The following is a 23,468-nucleotide window of genomic DNA, read 5'->3' as shown; positions in this document are numbered from 1 at the left end:
ATTGTCCGTTGAGGAAGCTCCAGCAAATACCTATAGTTGCCGCACTTCCTGAGCCGGAACGAAAAGATTTCAGGATTTGTGAGTGAGTTCGCAGATTTCCGGGAAGCTTTTGGCTTGTGGTCGTGATGTTGTGTTTGCATTTTGATCTGACGCTTGCAGATCAAGCTTTTAATTCCTGTAGATTTACCCTGTCTGTCCATAGTGATTTTGAATAGCACCGCAAACTGCGGTGCTTTTTTTTTGCCTGCAGCCGCCGCCGAAGCGCTTACTGCATCTCAACCATCTCTTTGACGTCGGCGCGGTTAATCTGCTGCTTATTGCCGTTAGCGTCTTTATAGCTGATCATACCGGTATCACTGTCTACCGAAGGCTTGCCTTCTGAGACAATGGTGCGACCATCGTTAGTATGCATAACATAATTGCTTGAACACGCGGCCAGTGTAAAAGCCATAGCGCAGACAGCAAGCACTGCTGAAAGTTTTTTCATTTTCTATCTCCTTGTAGATGATTGCATCAAACCGCCCGCGTTGGCTAACCCTAGTCAAATCGACTAAAGAAGGTTGCTCCTTGTGCGGGTTTTGGTTTAAACCTTGCATTAATCAGCATAACGCGCTTTTACAGCTTTGCCAGGAGAAGGCCAGGCTTTTGATCTGGCCCTGATTATTTGTATGACGAGACAAAGCATGACCGCATTCAACCCCACCGCTTTCCGCCAGCAGTTTCCCGCGCTGAACGACGCCGGTGTTTATCTCGACAGCGCCGCCACGACGCTCAAGCCGCAGGTGGTGATTGATACCACGCAACAGTTTTACAGCCTGAGCGGCGGCACCGTGCATCGCAGCCAGTACGGCGCGGCGCGTCAGCTTACCGAGCGCTATGAACAGGCGCGGCATCAGGTGGCGCACCTGCTGAATGCGGCCCACGACCACCAGATTGTCTGGACGCGCGGCACCACGGAGGCGATTAATCTGGTCGCCAACGGCTGGCTATTACCGCGGCTGAAGGCTGGCGACGAAATCATGGTGAGCGAGGCGGAGCATCACGCCAACCTGGTGCCCTGGCTGATGGCGGCGCAGGCGCGCGGCGCGAAGGTGGTGAAGTGGCCTGTCGGCGCCGATCGATTGCCAGATATGGCGCTGCTGCCGTCGCTGCTTAATGCGCGCACCCGGCTGCTGGCCATCGGCCAGATGTCCAACGTCACCGGCGGCTGTCCGGATCTGGCGCAGGCGATCGCGCTGGCGCACGGCGTCGGCGCGAAAGTGATGGTTGATGGCGCCCAGGGCGTGGCGCACTGCCCAACCGACGTGCAGGCGCTCGATATCGACTTTTACGCCTTCTCCGCCCATAAAATCTACGGCCCGACCGGCATCGGTGCGCTCTATGGTAAAGCCGAGCTGCTGGAGGAGATGTCGCCGTGGCAAGGCGGCGGTAAGATGCTGACCCATGTCGATTTTAACGGCTTCACGCCGCAGCCCGTGCCCTGGCGCTTCGAGGCCGGCACGCCGAACGTGGCGGGCGTAGTGGGACTGAGCGCCGCGCTAAGCTGGTTTGAGCAGCACGACCGGCTGAAAGCGGAGATGTGGAGCCAGCAGCTTGCCAGCCTGGCTGAGGAGCAGCTGGGTGAGTTTCCCGGTTTCCGCAGCTACCGTGCGGGCCGCACGAGCGTGCTGGCGTTTGATTTCGAGGGCGTGCACCACAGCGACATCGTTACGCTGCTGGCGGAACAGGGCATTGCGCTGCGCGCTGGCCAGCACTGCGCGCAGCCGCTGATGGCGGCGCTGGGGGTCAGCGGCACGCTGCGCGTCTCTTTCGCGCCCTATAATAATTTACAGGATGTCGACGCGCTGACGCGCGCCGTCTACACCGCACTCGATCTGCTCTCTGAGGAGGAAGCATGAGTCAGGCTCTGACTGGCCCGCACCCGTTTGGCGATCTGATTACCCTGGACGGCCTGAAAGAGAAGTTCGCCCATTTTCAGCAGTGGGAGGATCGCTATCGCCAGCTTATCCAGCTCAGCCGCCAGCTGCCTGCGCTGCCGGAGGCGCTGAAAACGGCCGACATTGAGCTGACCGGCTGCGAAAACCGCGTCTGGCTCGGCAGCCAGCTGCGTCATGACGGCACGCTGCATTTCTACGGCGACAGCGAAGGCCGCATCGTGCGTGGTCTGCTGGCGGTGCTGCTGACCGCCGTGGAGGGAAAAACGCCGCAGGCGCTGCTGGCGGACGATCCGCTACAGCTGTTTGATGAACTGGGGCTGCGCGCCCAGCTCAGCGCCTCGCGCAGCAGCGGACTGAAAGCGCTGGCGGAGGCGGTACATCAGGCCGCGCGCGCGGCGCGCGCCTGAGGTTCTACGCCGCCTGACGCGCCGCGCGCGCCAGAAACTTCTTCAGCGCATGGGAAACGGCGACAAAGCCGAAGGTGGCGGTCACCATGGTGGCCGCGCCGAATCCCGCTTCGCAATCCATTCTTTTCGGCCCTTCAGCAGTGCTGCGCGCGGCGCAGACGCTGCCGTCCGGCTGCGGATACATCAGCGCTTCGGTCGAGAAGACGCAGTCGATGCCCAGCTTGCCTTTGCTGTTTTTTACCACGCCGAGCGTCTTCAGCCGCTCGCGCAGCTTAGCCGCCAGCGGATCCTGAATCGTCTTCGCCAGATCGGCCACCTGGATCTGGGTCGGATCGATCTGGCCGCCCGCGCCGCCGGTGGTGATCAGCGGGATCTTGTTGCGGCGGCACCAGGCAATCAGCGCCGCCTTCGGACGTACGCTGTCGATGGCGTCAATCACGTAGTCGTAGCCCGCCGCCATCAACTCGGCGGTGTTGTCCGGCGTGATAAAGTCGTCGATGCAGATCACCTCGCAGTCGGGATTGATGGCGCGCAGGCGCTCAGCCATCACCTCGGTTTTCGCCCTGCCGACGTTGCCGTTCAGCGCGTGGATCTGCCGGTTGGTATTGGTGATGCAGACATCATCCATATCGATCAGGGTAATTTTGCCGATGCCGGTGCGCACCAGCGCTTCCGCCGCCCAGGAGCCGACGCCGCCGATGCCGATCACGCAGAAGTGCGCCGCGGCGAAACGCGACAGCGCATCCTGCCCATAAAGACGTGCCGTGCCGCCAAAACGCTGACGCCAGGCGTCGTTAACCACACTCATAATTAACCTTGTCGCCTCATGCGGGCCGCGCGGCCCGCCGAGTAATCAGTTTGAACCCAGTAACAGAGAGCCATTATCGCCGTTTTGCGGGTTGCTGAACAGCGGCTGCCCGGCGCCTGGCGCCGCCTTTAGCACCCAGACGCGGCCGTAGTGGTTATAGAAGCCCGCCAGGTGCGCCGCGTCGGGCCCGATGCCCTGATAGATGTCAAAGTGCTGGCCCTTAATGGCCCCGCCGACGTCCAGCGCCACCATCAGGCGCATCTCATACTTACCGTTGAACTTGCCCTTTTCGTTCAGCTGCGGCACTTCCGCCAGCAGCGCGGTTCCCGCCGGGATCAGCGAGCGGTCCGACGCCACAGAGGCCTTCGCCACCAGCGGCACCGCGCTGGCGCCGCGCACCGGCGTGTAAGGTTCCGGCTTGAAGAAGACGAACGACGGGTTGGTTTCCAGCAGCGCGCGCACCTCCTGCTCAGAGTGCGACGCCGCCCAGTCGCGAATCGCCTGCATCGACATATCCTCGCGCTTCACCTCGCCGCGATCGATCAGCTCTTTGCCGATGCTGTGATAGGCCCAGCCATTTTTGCCGCCGTAGCCGAAGAAGGTCATCGGACGGCCGTCGCCGTAGTCGACGTAGCCGCTGCCCTGCACGTCCATAATAAAGTTATCAATCAGCGAATTGCTCCAGCCGATGACGTAGCGTTCGTCCAGCGCGCCGCTATAGATAGAGGCGCGGCTCGGCAATTTTGCGCCGCGCTTGCGCGGCGGCATGCGGTAGATGGGGTACTGGAATTCGCCCTGGCGCGTATAGCGCGCCTGCACCACCGGCGTGTAGTAGCCGGTAAACTGCACGTTGCCGTAGTTGTCGGTGCCCTCCATCTGGAAGGCGTTGAGGCCGAACTGGCGCAGCTGGCGCGTATCGGCACCCGCCATCAGCCAGCTCTCGATAGCGCTGTAGGTGCCGGTGTGGCGTCCATACAGGGCAGACGAGGCGGACTGGATTTGCCGCACCTGCTCGCCGAAATCTCGGCCATTCACCGGTCGGCCTTTGGCATTAGGCTGCTTAACCAGCGCCAGCGGCTGTTCCAGCTTGCCGTCTTTATATTGCTGCCCGCGATCGGTCGGCTTCGAGCTACAACCCGCCAGCAGCGCAAACATTGCACCAGTAAGTGCGTACTTCGCCCAGTGTCCTTTATTCATCGCCATCTCTTTTATTCATCAGTGTTCGCCCCGCGACGATAGCAAAGCGCCTGCCAGATTGAAATCCGCCTGCCCCTTCCGCGCACACGGCTGTGCGATAATTAGCCAGATGGAGAAAATATTCAGCAAACGCACGCTAATTTGACGCTCTGCGCTAAAAAGGGGTTGCATCATCAGCGCCAGGCGGTATAGTGCGCATCCACGGACGCGGGATGGAGCAGCCTGGTAGCTCGTCGGGCTCATAACCCGAAGGTCGTCGGTTCAAATCCGGCTCCCGCAACCAACTCTTCTTTTGAAGAGACAATGTGAAAAAGACGCAATGCGCACTACGGACGCGGGATGGAGCAGCCTGGTAGCTCGTCGGGCTCATAACCCGAAGGTCGTCGGTTCAAATCCGGCTCCCGCAACCAACTCTTCTTTGAAGAGACAATGTGAAAAAGAGGCAATGCGCACTACGGACGCGGGATGGAGCAGCCTGGTAGCTCGTCGGGCTCATAACCCGAAGGTCGTCGGTTCAAATCCGGCTCCCGCAACCAACATTTAAGCACCTGAAAGGGTGCTTTTTGTTTTTGTGCTCTCTGAAAAGCGGGACGGCCTGCGCCATCCCCTCTCCTCGCCTTAGCGTCGCGCCCCGACGTTGTCGAAGTAAGCCTTTATGCCATGGAAAATCGCTTCCGCCACCTGCTGCTGATAGCGGCTGGTGCGTAGCTTGCGCTCCTCCGCCACGTTGCTGATAAACGCCGTCTCCACCAGTATCGACGGAATATCCGGCGCCTTTAGCACCGCAAAGCCCGCCTGATCGACGGTGCGCTTGTGCAGATGGTTGATGCGCCCCATGCGATGCAGCACCTCTTTACCGAAGTTAAGGCTGTCATGGATGGTCTGGCGCTGCACCATATCGAACATGGTGTGGTCAAGATAGCGATCGCCGCTCTTGCTGACGCCGCCGATAAGATCCGATTCATTCTGCGTTTGCGCCAGGAAACGCGCCGCCGCCGAAGTGGCACCTTTGGTGGAGAGCGCGAACACTGAGGAGCCGCGCGCGCTACGGCTGGTAAAGGCGTCGGCGTGTATCGAAACAAAGAGATCGGCGCGCTGCTTGCGCGCTTTGGCCACCCGCACCCGCAGCGGAATGAATACATCCTCGTTGCGCGTCATATAGGCCTTCATATTCGGCTCTTTGTCGATCAGCGCCTTGAGCCGCCGCCCCATCTTCAGCACGATATCCTTTTCACGCGTTTTATATTTGCCGTGCGCGCCGGGATCTTCGCCGCCGTGCCCGGGATCGATCATCACGATCAGCGGCCGATCGCGCCCCGCCTTGCCGGGCAGCGGCGCGGATGCCGGTTCGCTGCGCCCCAGATCGCCCTGGTTGTAATCCTTGAGCAGCGCCAGCAGCGGATCGTCTTCAGCGGTATCCTGGCTCGGATAAAGATCCACCACCAGCCGGTGTTTGATGCCGGCCACCGGCGCCAGGGTAAAGGTTTTCGGCGCGACGTTGCGCTTCAGCTCCAGCACGATGCGCACGGTACTGGCGTCGAACTGCCCGACCCGTGCGTTTTTGATAAAAGGATCGTTGACGCGCACCAGCTTGTCGACGCCCTTCAGCACCGGATTAAGATGCATATTTTCGATATCGATAACCAGCCGATCCGGATGCGAAAGCGCGAACTGCTTATAGTGAAGCGGCACGCTGGACTCCAGCGTCATACGCGAATAGGTAGAAGATGGCCAGATGCGTACCGCAACGATATGATTTTTTGCCGCCAGCCCTGTGCGGCTGACGCTCAGCAGCAATAATGCGCCGGTTCCCTGCAGGAGCCTTCTGCGGGAAATGAGGGGATTTGATTCTGACATGCCGCTCCAGCTGCTCTGTTCTGTCTAAAAAAGCGCCACTTTAATAAACGGCGCTGAAAACTTTAGCCCATCCCTTTGGCGAAGTCATCCAGGAAAAGCCAAATAATGCAGTCTCTTAGCAGCGAGCGCACCCTAAAAAACGTAAATTTACGTCAGGTTTAACGCTTGCAAATAGCGCCCTAAAAGAATAAAAATACAAAAATTACGAATAATCATTCATTGAGGTTTGCCGTGAAGGAACGTAGTACTGAGCTGGTTCAGGGTTTTCGCCACACCGTTCCCTATATCAATGCCCACCGGGACAAGACCTTTGTCATCATGCTGGGCGGCGAAGCGATCGAGCATGAAAACTTCTCCAGCATCGTTAACGATATCGGCCTGCTGCACAGCCTCGGCATTCGTCTGGTGGTGGTCTATGGCGCGCGTCCGCAGATCGACGCCAGCCTGGCGGCGAACCAGCTGGAGCCGGTTTATCACAAATACACCCGCGTGACCGACGCGCAGTCGCTGGAGCTGGTGAAGCAGGCGGCGGGACGGCTGCAGCTCGACATCACGGCGCGACTTTCAATGAGCCTGAACAACACGCCGCTGCAGGGCGCGCACATCAACGTGGTCAGCGGCAACTTTATTATCGCGCAGCCGCTGGGCGTGGACGACGGCGTCGATTATTGCCACAGCGGGCGCATTCGCCGCATCGACGAAGAGGCGATTCATCGGCAGCTGGATAACGATGCGATTGTGCTGCTCGGCCCGGTGGCGGTCTCCGTGACCGGTGAGAGTTTCAACCTGACGTCGGAAGAGGTCGCCACCCAGCTGGCGATTAAGCTGAAGGCGGAGAAGATGATCGGCTTCTGCTCCGAGCAGGGTGTGACCCGCCGCGACGGCACCATTATCTCCGAACTGTTCCCGAACGACGCGCAGGCGCGCATCGACGAGATGGAGAGCGACGGCGACTACCTTTCCGGCACGGTGCGCTTCCTGCGCGGCGCGGTGAAAGCCTGCCGCAGCGGCGTGCGCCGCAGCCATCTGATTAGCTACCAGGAAGATGGCGCGCTGTTGCAGGAGCTCTTCTCACGCGACGGTATCGGCACGCAGATCGTGATGGAGTCGAGCGAGCAGATCCGCCGCGCCACCATTAACGATATCGGCGGCATTCTGGAGCTTATTCGCCCGCTGGAGCAGCAGGGCATTCTGGTGCGCCGCTCGCGCGAGCAGCTGGAGATGGAGATCGACAAGTTCACCATTATTATCCGCGACAACCTGACCATCGCCTGCGCGGCGCTCTACCCCTTTATGGATGAGAAGATCGGCGAGATGGCCTGCGTGGCGGTGCATCCCGACTACCGCAGCTCGTCGCGCGGCGAGATGCTGCTGCAGCGCGTTGCGCTTCAGGCGCGGCAGATGGGGCTGGAGAAGCTGTTCGTGCTGACGACGCGCAGCATTCACTGGTTTCAGGAGCGCGGCTTTACGCCGGTGGATATCGAGTCGCTGCCGGAGAGTAAAAAGCAGATGTATAACTACCAGCGGCGCTCAAAGGTGCTGATGGCGGACCTGACCTGAGTCAGGCCAGCCGGCTCAACTTTCAGACGGCACCGTCGCTGATGCGCGGGCGGCATGGGCCGTGGAGCAAAGCGTCCTGCGCCAGGGACAAAAACGCCGGGAGCGTTTTTGAACAACGCGGCGCGTTGGCCCGTTAACGGGCGCACCTCAGGGATGAGGTGCGTATTGGCGCAGGCCGAGCGGGCAAGGATGCGCAAGCGACTTTGCGTAACGGCCCATGCCGCCCGCGTTCGCCCCTGATGCGTCCTTTATACCAGACTTAGCCTTTCCACCAGCCCGCTGCGGCGCTGGGTTTGCAGCTGCACCGCGCGCTGAAACACCGCGGGTTCGCTGTAGAGCGTCAGCCGTTTGCGCGCGCGGGTAATAGCGGTGTAGACCAGCTCGCGCGTCAGCACCGGCGAGAACTGAGCTGGCATCACCAGCGCGGTATGCTCAAACTCCGAACCCTGCGACTTATGCACCGTCATCGCCCAGGCGGTATCGTGCGGCGGCAGGCGGCTCGGCTGCACCGCCTTCACCGATCCGTCCGGCAGCGGGAAAAAAACCTTCAGCTGATTTTCCGCATCGCGCAGGGTAATGCCGATATCGCCGTTGAACAGCCCCAGCGCGCTGTCGTTGTGCGTCACCATCACCGGCCGTCCCGCATACCAGCGGCTGCCTATCGCCGGTCGCCGGATGCGCTGTAGCTGCACCAGGCGCTGCTCGATGCGCTGGTTCAGCCCCTGCACGCCAAACGGCCCGTCGCGCAGGGCGCAAAGCAGCTGATAGCGGCTAAAGGCCAGCAGAATCTCCTCCACCGGCGCGCGCGACTGCACTAGCTTCAGGAAAGGCCGGTAGCCTTCCGCCACGGCGTCGAGCATCGCCTGATAGGCCTCGCCGCTCTGTAGCGCCTGAAAATCGATATCCTCAAAGGCGGCGTTAATCACCGACTCAACGGCGCGCGCGTCGCCAAGGTTGACCGCCCGCGCCAGCTGGCCGATGCCCGACGTCGCATCAAAGCGGTAGCTTTTGCGCAGCAGGCAGATGCTGTCGCGCACGTCGGGGGCGCCCGCGTCATCCGCGCCGTCGAGGGCGCACTGGGTCAGCGCCGCAAGCTGCTGCGCGCGCGACAGGCTGTAGCCCGTCTCCGCGCAGCGGCAGATATCGCCCAGCACCGCGCCCGCTTCCACCGACGCCAGCTGATCGCGATCGCCGAGGAAAATCACGCGCGCATGGTCGGGCAGCGCGGCGATCAGCTTCGCCATCATCGGAAGATCAACCATCGAGGCCTCGTCCACCACCAGCACGTCGAGATGAAGCCGGTTGGCGGCGTGATAGCGCAGCCGCTGCGTATCGGGCTGCGCGCCCAGCAGACGGTGCAGCGTGGTCGCTTCGCTGGGAAAACGCGCCCGCTCCTCGTCGCTGACCGACAGCGCCTGCAGCGCCTGGCCGAGCGATTCGGTAAGGCGCGCCGCCGCTTTGCCGGTCGGCGCCGCCAGCTGGATGCGCAGATTGCTGCGGCTGAGGCGGATCAACGCCGCCAGCAGCTTCGCCACGGTGGTGGTTTTGCCGGTGCCGGGGCCGCCGGAAATCACGGCGGTTTTGCGCGTCAGCGCCACGGCGGCGGCGATTTTTTGCCAGTCGTCAGGCCGATCGCCGAACAGCGCGCTCAGCACGCCCTGCGCGGCGGCGATATCCATCTCCGCCATCTCCGCCTGCCGGGTGAAAAAGTGCGCCACCCGACCTTCGCTTTGCCACAGACGATGCAGGTAGAGCCGCTCATGATTGAGCACCAGCGGCGTGGCGATGCCGCCGTCGCTCAGCGCAGGCCAGCCGGCGAGCGCCGTTTTCCAGCATGACGGCGCGCCTGCAGCGCGCCATAGCGCCTGCGCCAGTTCAGGATGACGTCCGGCGAACAGCGTATCGGGCGTCAGGTGCGCCAGCGGCAGGCAGACGTGACCATCGCCCGCTTCGGCGCTGACGCAGGCGGCCGCCAGCAGCCATGCCGGCTGCGAGGCGTCGGCCAGCAGCCGCGCGAACTGAAGATCGAGCGACCGTAGCAGACGTTTCTCTACCGCCTGATCGAGCAATGACACAATTTCCGTCATACTTCCTCCTCTTTCGCGCGACGAAACAGCGCGTCCAGTCCGGCGACGAAGGCGGCCGACGGACGCGCGGTAAAGATGCCGTTTTGCGGCGAACTGCCATCGACACCGCGTAAAAACAGATAAAACACACCGCCAAAGTGGCGCTGGTAATCATAATCGGGCAGGCGATGCTGCAGATAGCGGTGCAGCGCCAGCGTGTAGAGCTGGTACTGCAAATCGTAGCGGTGATCCACCATCGCCTGCGCCATCGCCTCCGGGGTATAGGCCGCTTCGCTGTCTCCGAGCCAGTTGGATTTGTAGTCCAGCAGATAATATTGACCGTTCCAGCGAAACACCAGGTCGATAAAGCCCTTCAGCATGCCCTGCACCTGGTGGAACTCCAGCTTCGGCGCGCGCGCCGACAGCGCATCGTGCTGGCGCATCAGCGCATCCAGCTCCGACGCGTTCAGCATGCGCTCCAGCGGCAGATAAAAGGCCATCTCCACCAGCCTGTCCTGGTTCTGCAGCGCGCCCAGCGTCAGGCCGTCGCGATTAAGCGGCGTATGCAGCACGCGCGCGATCCAGGCCTCCAGCACCGGCAGCCAGTGCGGCGGATAGCCGTTCTGCTCCAGCGCTGTTTCCAGCAGCGCCCTGTCTGGCGGCCGGGTAAAATCGATCGATTCAAACAGGCCGTGCAGGAAAGTGCCCGGCGCCGCGCCGCGCGGAAAGTGATGCGGCGTCAGGGCGCTCTCCGCCTCGCCGCCCTCTTCGCCCGCCGCGTCGATATCAAAGGTGGGCATCGCCTCCAGCAGCGGCGAACTGCTGTGCTGCTGCAGCCCGGAGTAGCTGGTGACGCGCCAGGCGTCGCGCAGGTCGCGCGTCACCTGACGACTGCTGAGCGCATCGTCGGACTGCGCCTGTTCGCGCCAGTTTTCGCCAGGAATAAGATCGTCGCGCAGCACTTCGGTGTCCGCATCCGCCAGCGTCGCCAGACAGGCGCGCAGGCGATCGGCGTCGCCGCTCTCGCCCTGCTGCACCAGATAGCCCAGCGCGCTCTTGTGCAGGTCGCTGTCGCCCTCTTTTTTGCGCGCGCCCTTAAACAGCGGCGCAATGCCGACGCTGCAGTGAAACACCGAGCGCGTTAAGGCGACGTAGAGCAGGCGCAGATCTTCCGCCAGGCGCTCCTGCTCGGCCAGCGTCATGCTCTCTTCGTCGCCCTGCACGTCGAGCAGCGTCGCGAAGCTCTCCCGATCGTGATAGAGCGCGCTGGCCGCCTCGCGAAAGCCGGCGGCGAAAGGCAGCCACACCAGCGGATACTGCAAGCCTTTGGATTTGTGGATAGTGACGATCTGCACCAGGTGGCGATCGCTCTCAAGCCGCAGCTGCTGCTCCGCCGACTGGCTATTGGGCCGGGCGATCTGCTGGGCGAGAAAGCGCACCAGCGCATGCGGGCTGTCGAGGTGGGTCGACGCCTCCTGCAGCAGCTCACCCAGATGCATCAGGTCGGTGAGCCTGCGCTCGCCGTTCTCCGAGGCGAGCATATTTTCCGCCAGCTGCCGCTGATTCATGACGTCGCGCAGCATCGGCAACACGCCGCGCTGGTGCCAGAGCTGCTGCCAGCCAGCGAACTGCTCCACCAGCGCATCCCACTCGCGCTCGTTCTTGCTCAGCCTGTCCAGCGAAGCGGCGTCGATAGCGAAGATGGAGGTGGCCAGCGCGCTGCGCAGCAGACGCTCCTGCTCCGGCGCCTGCACCGCCTGCAGCAGCCACAGCAGCTCGCCCGCTTCGGGCGTGGTATAGACGCTGTCGCGGTTAGAGAGGTAGACCGACGGAATCGACAGCCCGTTCAGCGCGTCGCGGATCAGCCCCGCCTCGTTGCGGCTGCGCACCAGCACGGTAATATCGGACGCCTGCACCGGCCGCAGGCTATCGCCTTTGCCCAGCAGCGCCCGTCCCTGCTGTCCGGCGACCAGCCAGCGGCTGATATCGGCGGCGCACTGCTGCGCCATAAACTGCTGATAGTCGCTGACGCCGACCCCGTCGCCGGGCTGCAGCCAGAAGCGCAGCGCTGGCTGCGGCTGCGCATCTTTCACTAGCGTCAGCGGCTGATTCGGCGCGGCGGGATGCACCGGCAGAAACGGAATCGCCTCGAAAAGAAAAGGCGAATCCATGCGGGCGAAAAGACGGTTGACGCTCTGCACCATGCCCGGCGACGATCGCCAGTTGGTATCGAGCGTATAGTGCGCGGCGACCTCACTGCGGGCGCGCAAATAGGTAAAGATATCGGCGCCGCGAAAGGCGTAGATCGCCTGTTTGGGGTCGCCGATCAGCAGCAGCGCCAGCTCGGGCTGATTAAGATAGAGCGTGCGGAAAATACGATACTGCTGCGGATCGGTATCCTGAAATTCGTCAATCAGCGCCACCGGATAGCGGGCGCGGATGGTGTCGGCCAGCAGCGCGCCGCCCGGCTGCTGCAGCGCCTCGTCGAGACGGCTCAGCAGATCGTCGAAGCCAAGTAGCGCGCGCAGGCGCTTCTCTTTACGCACGGCGTCGCGCACTTCCACCAGCGCGCGGGCGATAACCAGATCGCGCAGCGACAGCGGCTCGGCAAGAAACGCCTCTACCGCCTGGAACAGCGGATGCTGCGGCGGTTCCCCTTTTTTGGTTTTCTCCACCAGTACAGGCTGGGCGAAACGCTCCAGCTCTTTCGGGAAGAGATAGTCGGTTGTCTCGCTGTTGGCCCACTGGGTGACTTTCGCTCCCCAGAGCGGCAGATATTTGCTGCTGTAGCTTCGCTTATCCACGCCGGACTGGCTGACGATGCCTTCAACTTCGTCACTCACCGCCTGCCACTGGCGCTTCATCTCGCTGATGCGCGCCAGGTTGGCGGCGTGGCGCGTCGCCAGGGTTTCCTCATCGGTCGGCGGCCGTTTCAGCCGCGGCGATTCGCCCTGCAGCCAGGGCCGCAGCGTCGTCAGCAAACTCTCTGGCCCGTTCCACTCGGCGACGATGGCGCGCGCCACATCCAGCGTCAGCGGATAGCAGTGGCGTCGCCAGAAATCCGCCGTCGCCTGCTTAAACAGCGCCGCCTCATCCTCTATCAGCTCCTGCTCGAACAGCATGCCGGACTCGAAGGCGTTCAGGTTAAGCATGCGCTGGCAGAAGCCGTGAATGGTGAAGATCGCCGCTTCGTCCATCTGACGCTCCGCCGCCAGCAGCAGCGAAGCGGCCTGCGAGAGATCGTCAATCTGCTCCAGCAGAAGCGCCAGCATCGGATTGCCGCTCGCGCCGCGCACGCAGGCCAGGCGCAGCTCGTGAATATTTTCGCGGATGCGCCCGCGCAGCTCAGCGGTGGCGGCCTCGGTAAAGGTCACCACCAGTATCTCTTCCACCGACAGCGGACGGCTGTAGCTGTTTTCGCCGCCTAACCCTAACAGCAGGCGCAGGTAGAGCACGCCGATGGTAAAGGTTTTGCCGGTGCCCGCCGAAGCCTCGATCAGACGCTCACCGCGCAGCGGCAGCGTCAACGGATTCAGCGATTCAGGGTAACTCATTGCGTCTCACTCTTGACCGGTAGCGACTGCTGCAGTTTCGCCACCTCATTCCAGGTTTTCCAGCCGGACAGTTGGGCAAAAGCCGCTTTATCTGTGCTGTTGCCGGCAATCTGCGACGTCATCGCCATCCCCTCTTTCTGCAGTACGGCGCGATGGAAGAAGTCCGCCAGCGCGTCCGGCGTCAGCTGCTGGATCTGCGCGATAACCTTCTGCCGCGTATCGAAGGCGTAATTCTGGCGATCGAAGTCGCGGCTATAGCGCGACGCCTCTTCGTCAAGGGTCTGCGGCCGCTGCTTCAGCTGATTGATCATCGCCTGCTGATACTGCGCGAAGTCGCTCTGCGGCATGGCGCGCAGCCGCTTCTCCGCCTGCGGGTAGAAAGCCTGGTAGCGCTGCAGCAGATAAGCGGGCTGCTTGCTGTTGCTCTGCAGCAGGAAGCCGATGCCCCACTGACGGCCGATCGGCATCTGGAAAGCGAAAACCGCATAGCCCAGCTGCTCTTCGGTGCGCAGCTGGTTGTAGAACCAGGGCTGCACGATCTGGCTCAGCATCGAACTGTTCGCCATGCCCTGATACTCGTCGTAGCCGAGCGGCACATAGAGCGCCGCCAGCGCCGAATCGGTGCTGCTGCCCGCTTTTTGCAGGTTGGCTTTTACCGGCTTAGCGAAAGAGACGTAGTTGCTGCGCCAGAGCTGCGTGCCCTGCGTCTGCATCTGCTGCTTCAGCTCGCGGCCAAGCTGGGTCACGCTTTCAGCGCTGAGGTTGCCCACCGCCAGCAGTTCAGGCGTCGCATGATGGATCAAATTGTCGCGATACGCCACCACCTCGTCGAGGGCGATCGCCTTCACCAGCGCGCGGCGCGTCTCGCGCTGCGTATAGGGGAGCTGCGACAGCATCTGCATCGGCTGGATCGCCAGCTCGAACGCCTTGCCCTTGTCCGCCGCGTCAAGCTGATCGAGATACCAGGATTTCGCCTGCTCCAGCTGCTGCGGCGTAGGCTGAAAGGTGGCATAGCCTTCCACCAGCTTTTTCAGCAGCGTCGGCAGCCGCTGGGTAAAGCCGCTGGCGCTGAAGACCAGCCCGTCGTTTTCGCTGGTAGAGAAGCTGATACCGCCGACCGACGCCTGCGAGTTAAGCTCATCCAGCGCCAGGCTGGAGAGATAGTCGTTGAGGCCGAACAGCACCTGCTGGCGTGCGTCGCTGATGGCGTGCTGGTTACGCAGCGCCAGCGTCACCGAGGCTTTCGGCTCGCTGGCGTAAAAACGGCTCGGCATCCAGTAGATCGGCATGCCGAAGTCGTTGGGCAGCGCGACCGGATGGCTGTAGCTTTTGCCATCCTGCGGGATCAGGGTGAAATCGTCAGGAATATAGGGATTCAGCGTCGGCATCGAGAGCTGGATCTGGCTGGCGCGCTGACGCCAGTCGGCGAAGGTCTGGTCGCTAATGCGATCGACCTGATAGGGCGCGTTAACGAAGTAGGCCTCTTTGTTGTGCGGCTCCTGCGGGCTGATATACCAGATGCGCGCCTGCTGCGGCGTCATCTCGTCGAGGCGCGCTTTAATGGCAGCGGCGTCATAGTCGTCAGCCAGATAAGGCGCATCCAGCGTATGCTCCACCGGCACGCGCAGCATGGTGTCCGCCAGCCACTCGATGTAATCCATATCGCGCGTCAGCGAGGGATAGCGAAAATCGAGCGCCAGCACGTGCGAAACTTCGTCAAAGTAGCGCTTGTCGATGCCCTGCTCGCGCAGCATGGCGATGTAGCTGAAAATCGCCGCCACCACCTCATCGCGCTGCGCCAGCCCTTTGTCGGTGAGCGAGGCGGTAATGGCGAAGACGCCGCTGCTGCGTTCGCTCATCGGATCGGCACCGGCATTGACGCCGTCAGCCAGCCCACGCTTTTGCAGCCAGTCGGCCAGGGTGTTTTTGCTGCGGTTGCCGATCAGATAGCCGATCAGCGTATCGGTTTTGCTGCGGAAGCGATCGCTGTTATTGGCGATGCGGAACTCGATCTTCAGCTGCTTGCGCGGCTGCGCCGGAACGTAGTGGATAATAATGCCCTGCTGCGCCTCGGTCACCACAGGCACGTCGATAGCGGGTACCGTCGCGTTGTGATTGGCGATGCGGCCAAAAGTGTTGGCGGCGATCTGCGCCATCTCCGGCAGCGGTTTATTACTGTAGAGCACCGCCTTCATCAGGTTGGCGGAGTAATGGGTATGGTAGAACGCCGACAGCGCGTCGAGCAGTTTGCTGTCAGGCTTATCCTTCAGCGTGTCGAGGTTGCCGCCGGAAAAGCGCGAGCCGGGGTGGGCCGGATTGAGCGTCTCTGCGCCAACCTGCGCCATACGCAGACCGTCGCGCGAGCGCGCCATCGTCAGCTCGGCGTTGACGGCGTTGCGTTCGCGATCGGCGTTGACCGGATCGAGCAGCGGCGCGGCAATGGCATCCGCCATGCGGTCCACCGCCGGCTCCAGCGCATCGTTTTCCACCTCAAGGTAGAAGGCGGTGCGGTAGGCGGCGGTGCTGGCGTTATGGCTGCCGCCATGCTTTTTCAGGAACTCCGCCAGATTGTCCGGCTGCGGATAGCGCTGCGATCCCATCAGCACCATGTGCTCAAGGAAGTGCGCCAGCCCGAGCTGTCGATCCGGATCGTCCAGCGAGCCGATAGGCAGCGTCAGCGCCGCCAGCGACTTCGGCGCCTGCGCGTCGGAAACCAGCAGCACGGTCAGGCCGTTATCGAGCCGGACGGCCTGATACTGGCGCGGATCGTTTTCGCTTTTGCGAATAGTTTCATTGACCGGCGTCCAGCCCGTCGCGGCTTGCGCCAGCGTGGCGCAGGCCGCCAGGCTCAACATCAGCGCCGCTATCCAGCGAGCGTATCTACGCATGTAAACCCCTTCTGTTACCCTTGAAACTGCGCTGCCAGGCAGGCGCAGCCGAAAATGGTGCAAACTGACAGACCTTGTTATCCGGCGTCGAGGTGTCAGAGCTCGTCGCGCCGCTTGCTATTCATCATCCAGGTGAGCCTGCAACACCGGCAGATACCAGCGCTGCGCAGCCTCGGCAATTTGCGCAATCTGCGCCTCGTTCAATACGCGACAGAGTCGCTGCAGGTAGGGATCGCCGCCCTCGCCTTCCTGCTGATAGCCGCCCGTCCAGGCCTGCAGCAGGCGGTTGCGCGCCTTGACCTGGGTCGCTTCGTCCAGCAGCAGCTGCTGCGTTTTCTTGTCGTAACTCGCCGTCAGCCAGGCGCCACCGCTCTTGTTGAGCAGCATCAGCGGCTGCGACATGCCTTGCTGATAGCCCTGCATATAGCGCGTCAGCATCGCCTCCGCCTCTGGCTGCGCCACTGCCGCAAAGCGCCAGCGGCTCTTTTCTCTGCCCATCATGCGGCTTTCCCCGTCGCCGCCCAGCGCACAGTAGATAAGGTGCTCCAGCCAGAGCAGCAGGCCGTCGTTCATGTTCAGCACCCCAGGACGCCAGCGCAGCAGGCCGTCGCGCTGGACCTGCGTCAGCCAGCCGGTCAGCGTGACGCCGCCGAGCGGCAGCGTGACTTCCCAGCTGTCGCCTTCGCTGCGCTGCTCGATGACCGCCGCCGCCACCTCCTGCATCTCCTCCTGCTGCGCCTGCCAGAACAGCTCGCCGAACGCGCCGTAAGGCAGGTTGCCCGCCGCGCGATGCAGCGCGTAAAGACGCTGCGTATCTTCGCCCTCCACCAGCGCGTTCAGCAGCTCGGCGTTGATCTGGTAGCGCTCCAGGCTGTCGAGCGCGAAAGGCTCGTTGTCCGACAGCTCCGTCTCTTCCAGCCAGAAAGCGACGCCGAGCCGCTGGTGGAACCAGGCGCGCACCGGATGCCGCCAGAAGCGCAGGAACTGCTCACAGGAGACCGATTCGATCTCCGGCAGCGGCAGCGGCTGCACAAAGTCGGGCTGCGCCTCGCCTTTCCCCTGGGCAGCGGGCAGCCATTCGCGTGCAAAGCTGTGGCTGCGCGACTGCGGATGAAAATTCTCGGCGGCGAACGGCATGCGGCTGTGCAGATGCTGAATATGGTGCTGTACGCGCTGCGCGCTCTCGTCCAGCTCCTTCGCCTCGTCGCCAGGCAAGCAGAAGCTCTGGCCGATGTAATCCAGCAGCTCTGTGACCAGCACCGAGGGATAGCGTTCCGTATTATCCTGAATTGCGCGGCCGATATAGCTGATATAGAGCCGATCCTGCGCCGAAAGCAGCGCCTCAAGAAAGAGGTAGCGGTCGTCGTCGCGGCGGCTACGATCGCCTTTACGCGTCTGCTGCTGCATCAGGTCGAAGCCCGGCGCCGGCAGCGTACGGGGATAGACGCCGTCGTTCATGCCAAGCAGGCAGACCACGCGGAAGGGAATCGAGCGCATCGGCATCAGCGTGCAGAAGTTAATCTGACCGGCGAGAAAGCGCTGGCTGATACGCTGCTGATCGAGACGCGCGCGCAGATCGTCGCGCAGCAGCGTCACCGGAATAGCCGCCTCATAACGCGCCGCCTGGCCATATTCGATCAGCTGCTTCCACTGCTCTTCAACCAGCAGCAGCGCGGCTTCCGCTTCGGCGTCGCCGTGGAAGAAGTCGTTGATCATTTCCCGACAAAGCGGCAGCCAGCCCTCCAGCGGGCGGGATTCGCTGAGCCGCGCGCGCCAGTGGTTCAGCCGCATCAGCAGCTCCGCCAGGTGTCCGGCCAGCTCGCCGACCAGGCCGCTCGACTCATCGTAGGGCAGAATGCCCTGCCAGTCGCCGTGATGGCTCTCCATTGCATAGCCCAGCAGCATGCGCTCCAGGCCGAAACGCCAGGTGTGCTGGCCGGTGACCGGCAGCGCCAGCGCTTCGGCGCTGTCGTCGTCCAGCCCCCAGCGCACGCCCGACTCATCTACCCAGCGGCGCAGCAGGCGCAGACCGCTCTCATCCACCGAAAAACGGTTCGCCAGCGCCGGCACCTCCAGCAGCGCCAGCACATCTTCCGCCGCAAAGCGGCTGTCCGGCAGCGCCAGCAGGCTCAGAAAGGCGAAGATCGCCGGATGCGCCTGGCTGGCGCGGCGATCGGAAATAGAGAATGGCAGGTAGCGATCGGCGGGCGCATTAGCGAAGACCGCCTGAATAAAAGGCGCATAGCTGTCGATATCAGCCACCATCACGATAACATCGCGCGGTTTGAGGCCAGGATCCGCCTCCATCATCGCCAGCAGATGATCCTGCAGGACCTCCACCTCGCGCTGGGCGCTGTGGCAGATCTGCACGCTAATCGACCGATCGTCAGGATCGAGCAGGCGCTTGCTGCCGCTCCAGGCGAGCTCTTCCGCGTTCAGCCCCAGCACCGCGTTATCCTGCAGATGCAGCAGGTCATGCTGCATGGCGTGCAGCAGGTTGTCTTCCTCGACCTCGACGAAGGCGTCAACGTCATCCGCCTCGTCCATCTGACTCAGCAGGAACAGGTTGTCGCGGCCCAGCTTGCCCCAGGAGGCGAGCAGCGGGTTGCTGAGCTGCTGTTCCCCTTCGGCGTTGAAACGCGCGGGCGCGTCGAGCGGATCGCTGAAAAGATCGCGCGCCTCTTCGCTGTCGAGACGACGGCGCTGGCGGCTCTGCAGCTTCGCCAGGAAGGCGTAGTCCTGAATATCGCCCCAGTAATCGCGGCAGGGATTGGTAAACAGCAGATGAATATCGATATGGCGGCCCAGCGCCTGCAGCGCCTGGAGATAGACCGGCGGCAAGGCGGAGATGCCGCAGATAAAGACGCGCTTCGGCAGGCTGGGCGGCGCATGCTCGGCTCGCTCCAGCGTCTGAATAAAGCGCGCATAGAGACTGGCGCGGTGCCATTTCGGCTGTCCCAGCGCCTCGGTGTAGGCCACTAAATCGCGCCACAGCGCCGACTGCCACAGCTGCGCATCCCCCAGTCCCTCTACCAGCCCGCCCTGCTCCCAGCGATTCAGCCAGTCGGCGCGATAGACCAGATACTGGTCGAAGAGATCGGCGACGCGTGAGCAGAGCTGGAACAGCTTGCGCTTGTCGCTGTCGTCATGCAGATAGTGGCGCAGCGAGACAAAGGCCTCCTCGGTCAGTAACGTCGGCAGGCGGTGCATCAGCTTCCAGCTCATGCTGGCTTTGGTAAAGGCGCTTTCGGCAGGAATATCCGGCAGCACGCGCACAAACATATCCCAGATAAAGGAGGCAGGAAGCGGAAAGTCGATATTGGCGGCGATGCCGAAGGTGTGCGCCAGCTCCATCTGCAGCCACTGCGCCATGCCGGGACTCTGCACCAGCACGGTTTCAGCGGCGAAGGGATCGCTAAGGGGGTCATGTTCAATCACCGCTGCCGCGAGAATCTTCAGAACATCGAGCTGGTTTGAGTGATAAACGTGAAACATGCAAACTCCTGTGGTGACACTGTCTGGCGCGGCAAAGCGGCAGACTGGTCACTCTACCGCGTATCGCCGGGGTTTCCCATAGCGCGGGGGCGCTTTTGCCTCTCAGCAACGTAAACGGGTTAGCCTGGCGCGCACCGCGTACGGCCCGCTGACCTCGGCGCGCTCCAGCATGCAGGTCGAGAGCGCGCCGCTGCGCTGGAGCGAGCTGCGCCAGCCTGCGACCTCGTGGCCCATCAGACGCTGCGCGGCGACGCGCACCGCCACGCGCTGCTGCCACTGCTGGTCAAAGCCCTGCGTCAGGGCACGGTGATAGTGCAGCAGCGCGCTGACGCTTGTCGCCAGCAGCAGCAGCGCGAACAGCGCTTCCGGCAGGCTGAACCCGCGTTGCCTACAGGCAGCGCGCCGCTGCCAGCGGGCAGTAGTCGATCCAGCCGTGCGGCAGCGGCCTGATCCGCTCGCCATCCCTCGCCACCCAGCGCCGCAGCGCCAGTTCGCTCGCCGCCGCGCGGCCTGTAAGTAACGCTCGCTCATCGCTTACCCTCTGCAAACAGCTTTGCCAGCCCTGCTCCGGCGCCTGCTGGCAGCCCTGCGTCCTCCAGCTCAGCGTCAGCCCCCACTGCAGCGCCGACTGCGCCGCCCAGAAATCGCGATAGTGCTGCCGCTCGTCGGCTACCAGCGACATGCCCTGCTCCAGTCGCTCCCGGCTGGCGTGCAGCGTCAGGCTGCCTGCCAGCAGGATCGTCAGCACTATGCCCAGCGCGCTGTTACCCTGTTGATTCACAGATTTTCGCCCTCGATCCAGCTCTCCAGCGTTTCCAGCCAGCGACCGGCGCGACCGGTCAGTTGCAGCTTAATCAGCGCGCCCGCGCGTTCAACGCTGAACTGCTCAATAGTGAGAAAGGCGGGATCGGTCAGGCGTTCCCAGCCGGTGTCGCCGCAGCCGTCCACGCCGCGCTGGGTTTCCAGCTGCTTTTGCCGCAGCCGAAAGCCGTAGTAATCGCTTTCGCTGTGGCCCACGCCTTCCCATTTCCCGTTGCTGTTGTCATCCCAGCGCAGCAGCAGGCAGCTGGCGGAGAGGCTGAGCGCCGTCCCGCCGCACTCGCCGTTGCAGTAGCCAGCACGGCGCACCGCTTTTTCCAGCGTCTGCATCAGCTGCTGCAGATCTTCCCGCAGCTGAACGCGCTGCTGAAGGCGCAGGCTCTCGCCGATCAGCAGCGGTAAAAAGCGTCCCGCGCTCAGCATCAGCACGGCGCTAACGGCCATCGCCACCAGCATCTCCAGCAGGCTGAATCCTGCCATCTTCAGTCGCATCCCTGCTCCTCCGGCTGGCAGAGACGAATGCGGGCGCGGGCGGAGATGATCAGCCGCAGCCTGCCGCTGGCGTTGCCGAACTCGAGGCTGCCCGCCTTCGCCATATTGCGGCGGCCATAAAAGCCCGGCTCGCCGCGCAGGCTCAGCATCTGCACGCCAGCATAGGGCGCGACGAACCGCAGCCGCCCGCTGCGCGCGCAGCCGCCGTCGGGCTTCGGGCCGCTGCCCAGACAGCCGCGCTCGCCCGGTATCAGCCAGAGCGCGCGATCCTGGTTTTGCCAGTTAGCCTGGGCGCGCAGCCGCTGTAAAAAGCCCTGCAGCTGTTGCGCAGCTTCGCGCAGCTGCTGTCGCTGCTGCCAGCGCTGCCAGCCCTGCAGCGCGCCGAGGCTGAGGATGCCGACGATAACCAGCACGAACAGCAGTTCCGCCAGCGTAAAGCCTTTCTCTGTTTTCATGGCGCTACTCTGCCGCGCTGCGCGCACCGTCGCCAGCGGCGCTGGCCAGGCATGCGTGCCGCTTTCCCGCAAAAACGCGCGTGTTGCAGCGAGCCGCAAAGAAATGCGGCAGAAGGCGCAAAAGCTGGATAAAAAAAGCCCCGGCGAGCAGGGCTTCGCCGGGGCGTGGTTAGCGCAGATCGGAAGGTTACACCGCGACCGGCGCCTTAATGGCCGGATGGGGATCGTAGCCTTCGATTTCGAAATCCTCGAAGCGGTAGTCAAAGATGGAGTCGGGCTTGCGCTTAATCACCAGCGTCGGCAGCGCGCGCGGCTCGCGCGTCAGCTGCAGACTCGCTTGCTCCAGATGGTTGCTGTAGAGATGCGTGTCGCCGCCGGTCCAGACGAAATCCCCGACCTGCAGGTCGCACTGCTGCGCCACCATATGCACCAGCAGCGCATAGCTGGCGATATTGAACGGCAGGCCAAGGAAGATATCGCAGGAGCGCTGGTAGAGCTGGCAGGAGAGTTTGCCGTCTGCCACGTAAAACTGGAAGAAGGCGTGGCACGGCGCCAGCGCCATCTCGTCCAGCTCGCCGACGTTCCACGCCGAAACGATAATGCGGCGTGAGTCGGGATCGCGCTTCAGCTGTTCGATAACCTTCGCAATCTGGTCGATCTCTTCGCCGCGCGCGCTGCCCCAGCTGCGCCACTGTTTGCCGTAAACCGGCCCAAGATCGCCGTTTTCATCCGCCCACTCGTCCCAGATAGTGACCTTGTTCTCTTTCAGGTAGCGGATATTGGTCTCCCCTTTCAGAAACCACAGCAGCTCGTGAATGATGGAGCGCAGATGCACTTTTTTCGTGGTCACCAGCGGAAAGCCATCCTGCAGGTTGAAACGCATCTGGTGGCCAAAAATCGACAGCGTGCCGGTGCCGGTACGGTCAGATTTCGGCGTGCCGTGGTTCAGCACGTGTTGCATCAGGTCCAGATACTGTTTCATTTTACCTCTCGAGTGTGTTGCTGCGGGCGACGACGATACGCCCAGACCATCATGATAATGCCCGCCAGGATCATCGGAATGGAGAGGATCTGCCCCATACTGACGCCGCCCTCGAACAGGCCGAGCTGCGCATCCGGCTGACGGAAGAATTCAACGATAATGCGAAACGCGCCGTAGCCGATGAGGAACAGGCCAGAGACGCTGCCCATTGGACGCGGTTTGCGAATAAACAGGTTAAGGATAATAAACAGCACCACGCCTTCCAGCATCAGCTCATAGAGCTGGGAGGGATGACGCGGCAGTACGCCGTAGGTGTTCAGCAGCTCCTGATAGCGCGGGTTATTCGCCGCCAGCGCCACATCCTCGCTGCGCGAGCCGGGGAAGAGCATGGCATATTTGAAATCAGGCGCTACGCGGCCCCACAGCTCGCCGTTGATAAAGTTGCCGAGACGGCCTGCGCCGAGGCCGAACGGGATCAGCGGCGCGATAAAGTCAGAGACCTGGAAAAAGGTGCGTCTGGTGCGGCGCGCAAAAATCAGCATCACCACGATAACGCCGATCAGGCCGCCGTGGAACGACATGCCGCCATCCCAGACTTTAAACAGATAGAGCGGGTTGTCGAGAAACAGCGGCAGGTTATAGAAGAGCACGTAGCCGATGCGGCCGCCGAGGAAGACGCCGAGGAAGCCAGCATAGAGCAGGTTTTCAACCTCCTCTTTTTTCCAGCCGCTACCGGGTTTGTTGGCGCGGCGCACCGCCAGCCACATGGCAAAAACAAAGCCGACGAGGTACATCAGTCCGTACCAGTGCAGCGAAACCGGTCCGATAGAGAAGATCACCGGATCGAACTGCGGAAATGCGATATAGCCGTTATTCATCATTCACCATTCAATTTTCTGCCCTGAAAAAGGGGCGCCAGGCGGATATGTTAAAGGCTGCGCATGATAGCAC

The 23,468-nt window shown here is 62.5% G+C and carries 17 protein-coding genes and 3 tRNA genes; 6 read left to right on the top strand and 14 right to left on the bottom strand.

Annotated elements, in window-relative coordinates:
* Positions 1 to 265: 265 nt before the first annotated feature.
* A complete protein-coding gene (locus Q9R34_RS18985; protein WP_103795208.1) occupies positions 266 to 487 on the bottom strand; it encodes a YgdI/YgdR family lipoprotein in 222 nt (73 codons plus the stop codon).
* Between the two features lie 196 nt (positions 488 to 683).
* Here Q9R34_RS18985 and csdA point away from each other — a divergent pair, with 196 nt between their 5' ends.
* Together csdA and csdE are read left to right on the top strand one after the other, a co-directional pair.
* Positions 684 to 1,898 (top strand): cysteine desulfurase CsdA, encoded by a 1,215-nt coding sequence (csdA, locus tag Q9R34_RS18980; protein WP_485895717.1) that lies wholly within the window; start codon positions 684 to 686, stop codon positions 1,896 to 1,898.
* The gene (gene csdE / locus Q9R34_RS18975) at positions 1,895 to 2,344 is read left to right on the top strand and encodes a cysteine desulfurase sulfur acceptor subunit CsdE (protein ID WP_033752828.1); all 450 of its coding nucleotides are present in this window, start codon (positions 1,895 to 1,897) and stop codon (positions 2,342 to 2,344) included. The genes csdA and csdE overlap by 4 nt, the downstream gene beginning before the upstream one ends.
* Positions 2,345 to 2,348: 4 nt before the next feature.
* Here the strand turns inward: csdE and tcdA are convergent, their stop codons facing one another.
* Both tcdA and mltA read right to left on the bottom strand, forming a co-directional pair.
* Positions 2,349 to 3,152, bottom strand: coding sequence for a tRNA cyclic N6-threonylcarbamoyladenosine(37) synthase TcdA (gene tcdA, locus Q9R34_RS18970; protein WP_485895714.1), 804 nt, complete (start codon positions 3,150 to 3,152; stop codon positions 2,349 to 2,351).
* Positions 3,153 to 3,197: 45 nt separating this feature from the next.
* On the bottom strand, positions 3,198 to 4,349 hold the full coding sequence (gene mltA, locus Q9R34_RS18965) for a murein transglycosylase A (protein WP_485895713.1): 1,152 nt from the start codon (positions 4,347 to 4,349) through the stop codon (positions 3,198 to 3,200).
* 206 nt (positions 4,350 to 4,555) lie between these two features.
* Between mltA and Q9R34_RS18960 the strand changes: the two genes are divergently transcribed.
* The 3 genes from Q9R34_RS18960 to Q9R34_RS18950 all read left to right on the top strand — a co-directional run bounded on the left by Q9R34_RS18960 (position 4,556) and on the right by Q9R34_RS18950 (position 4,885).
* Positions 4,556 to 4,632, top strand: a tRNA-Met gene (locus Q9R34_RS18960).
* A 50-nt stretch (positions 4,633 to 4,682) separates the two neighbouring features.
* Positions 4,683 to 4,759, top strand: a tRNA-Met gene (locus tag Q9R34_RS18955).
* A gap of 49 nt (positions 4,760 to 4,808) precedes the next feature.
* Positions 4,809 to 4,885: transfer RNA gene (locus Q9R34_RS18950), tRNA-Met, on the top strand.
* A gap of 82 nt (positions 4,886 to 4,967) precedes the next feature.
* Here Q9R34_RS18950 and amiC read toward each other — a convergent pair.
* On the bottom strand, positions 4,968 to 6,206 hold the full coding sequence (amiC, locus tag Q9R34_RS18945; RefSeq protein ID WP_434126867.1) for an N-acetylmuramoyl-L-alanine amidase AmiC: 1,239 nt from the start codon (positions 6,204 to 6,206) through the stop codon (positions 4,968 to 4,970).
* A 231-nt stretch (positions 6,207 to 6,437) separates the two neighbouring features.
* Here amiC and argA point away from each other — a divergent pair, with 231 nt between their 5' ends.
* Positions 6,438 to 7,766: an amino-acid N-acetyltransferase gene (gene argA, locus Q9R34_RS18940; protein WP_033752832.1), complete on the top strand. Its 1,329-nt coding sequence runs from the start codon at positions 6,438 to 6,440 to the stop codon at positions 7,764 to 7,766.
* A 248-nt stretch (positions 7,767 to 8,014) separates the two neighbouring features.
* Here argA and recD read toward each other — a convergent pair whose 3' ends face one another.
* From recD to lgt, 10 genes are all read right to left on the bottom strand, one after another.
* Positions 8,015 to 9,853, bottom strand: a complete 1,839-nt coding sequence (gene recD / locus Q9R34_RS18935; protein WP_485895710.1) for an exodeoxyribonuclease V subunit alpha — start codon at positions 9,851 to 9,853, stop codon at positions 8,015 to 8,017.
* Entirely contained in the window at positions 9,850 to 13,386 is a 3,537-nt protein-coding gene (gene recB / locus Q9R34_RS18930) for an exodeoxyribonuclease V subunit beta (RefSeq protein WP_485895708.1), read from the bottom strand. The genes recD and recB overlap by 4 nt, the downstream gene beginning before the upstream one ends.
* A complete protein-coding gene (gene ptrA / locus Q9R34_RS18925; RefSeq protein WP_485895706.1) occupies positions 13,383 to 16,274 on the bottom strand; it encodes a pitrilysin in 2,892 nt (963 codons plus the stop codon). The genes recB and ptrA overlap by 4 nt, the downstream gene beginning before the upstream one ends.
* Before the next feature lie 117 nt (positions 16,275 to 16,391).
* The gene (gene recC, locus Q9R34_RS18920) at positions 16,392 to 19,769 is read right to left on the bottom strand and encodes an exodeoxyribonuclease V subunit gamma (protein ID WP_485895704.1); all 3,378 of its coding nucleotides are present in this window, start codon (positions 19,767 to 19,769) and stop codon (positions 16,392 to 16,394) included.
* A gap of 102 nt (positions 19,770 to 19,871) precedes the next feature.
* Positions 19,872 to 20,231: a prepilin-type N-terminal cleavage/methylation domain-containing protein gene (locus Q9R34_RS18915; protein ID WP_434126872.1), complete on the bottom strand. Its 360-nt coding sequence runs from the start codon at positions 20,229 to 20,231 to the stop codon at positions 19,872 to 19,874.
* The gene (locus Q9R34_RS18910; RefSeq protein ID WP_434126873.1) at positions 20,158 to 20,550 is read right to left on the bottom strand and encodes a DUF2509 family protein; all 393 of its coding nucleotides are present in this window, start codon (positions 20,548 to 20,550) and stop codon (positions 20,158 to 20,160) included. The genes Q9R34_RS18915 and Q9R34_RS18910 overlap by 74 nt, the downstream gene beginning before the upstream one ends.
* On the bottom strand, positions 20,547 to 21,080 hold the full coding sequence (locus Q9R34_RS18905) for a prepilin peptidase-dependent protein (RefSeq protein WP_485895702.1): 534 nt from the start codon (positions 21,078 to 21,080) through the stop codon (positions 20,547 to 20,549). Before Q9R34_RS18905 ends, Q9R34_RS18910 begins: the two co-directional genes overlap by 4 nt.
* Complete coding sequence (locus tag Q9R34_RS18900; RefSeq protein ID WP_485895700.1) at positions 21,071 to 21,535, bottom strand: prepilin peptidase-dependent protein; 465 nt, start codon at positions 21,533 to 21,535, stop codon at positions 21,071 to 21,073. Before Q9R34_RS18900 ends, Q9R34_RS18905 begins: the two co-directional genes overlap by 10 nt.
* Positions 21,536 to 21,722: 187 nt before the next feature.
* On the bottom strand, positions 21,723 to 22,517 hold the full coding sequence (gene thyA, locus Q9R34_RS18895; protein ID WP_485895698.1) for a thymidylate synthase: 795 nt from the start codon (positions 22,515 to 22,517) through the stop codon (positions 21,723 to 21,725).
* Entirely contained in the window at positions 22,514 to 23,395 is an 882-nt protein-coding gene (lgt, locus tag Q9R34_RS18890; RefSeq protein ID WP_434126915.1) for a prolipoprotein diacylglyceryl transferase, read from the bottom strand. Before lgt ends, thyA begins: the two co-directional genes overlap by 4 nt.
* Positions 23,396 to 23,468 lie beyond the last annotated feature (73 nt).

Source organism: Enterobacter sp. BRE11 (genome assembly GCF_031844285.1).
Lineage (GTDB): Bacteria > Pseudomonadota > Gammaproteobacteria > Enterobacterales > Enterobacteriaceae > Pantoea.
The sequence above is the reverse complement of the archived record's forward strand: the minus strand, read 5'-3'. Positions and strand labels throughout refer to the sequence as shown.

Coding starts and splice junctions, on each gene's coding strand:
- Q9R34_RS18905 (WP_485895702.1), bottom strand. CDS start 21,080: ATGCGACTGAAGATGGCAGGATTCAGCCTGCTGGAGATGCTGGTGGCG.
- Q9R34_RS18900 (WP_485895700.1), bottom strand. CDS start 21,535: ATGAAAACAGAGAAAGGCTTTACGCTGGCGGAACTGCTGTTCGTGCTG.
- recC (WP_485895704.1), bottom strand. CDS start 19,769: ATGTTTCACGTTTATCACTCAAACCAGCTCGATGTTCTGAAGATTCTC.
- csdE (WP_033752828.1), top strand. CDS start 1,895: ATGAGTCAGGCTCTGACTGGCCCGCACCCGTTTGGCGATCTGATTACC.
- recD (WP_485895710.1), bottom strand. CDS start 9,853: ATGACGGAAATTGTGTCATTGCTCGATCAGGCGGTAGAGAAACGTCTG.
- mltA (WP_485895713.1), bottom strand. CDS start 4,349: ATGAATAAAGGACACTGGGCGAAGTACGCACTTACTGGTGCAATGTTT.
- Q9R34_RS18915 (WP_434126872.1), bottom strand. CDS start 20,231: ATGGCGAGCGGATCAGGCCGCTGCCGCACGGCTGGATCGACTACTGCC.
- csdA (WP_485895717.1), top strand. CDS start 684: ATGACCGCATTCAACCCCACCGCTTTCCGCCAGCAGTTTCCCGCGCTG.
- Q9R34_RS18985 (WP_103795208.1), bottom strand. CDS start 487: ATGAAAAAACTTTCAGCAGTGCTTGCTGTCTGCGCTATGGCTTTTACA.
- ptrA (WP_485895706.1), bottom strand. CDS start 16,274: ATGCGTAGATACGCTCGCTGGATAGCGGCGCTGATGTTGAGCCTGGCG.
- amiC (WP_434126867.1), bottom strand. CDS start 6,206: ATGTCAGAATCAAATCCCCTCATTTCCCGCAGAAGGCTCCTGCAGGGA.
- recB (WP_485895708.1), bottom strand. CDS start 13,386: ATGAGTTACCCTGAATCGCTGAATCCGTTGACGCTGCCGCTGCGCGGT.
- tcdA (WP_485895714.1), bottom strand. CDS start 3,152: ATGAGTGTGGTTAACGACGCCTGGCGTCAGCGTTTTGGCGGCACGGCA.
- thyA (WP_485895698.1), bottom strand. CDS start 22,517: ATGAAACAGTATCTGGACCTGATGCAACACGTGCTGAACCACGGCACG.
- lgt (WP_434126915.1), bottom strand. CDS start 23,395: ATGAATAACGGCTATATCGCATTTCCGCAGTTCGATCCGGTGATCTTC.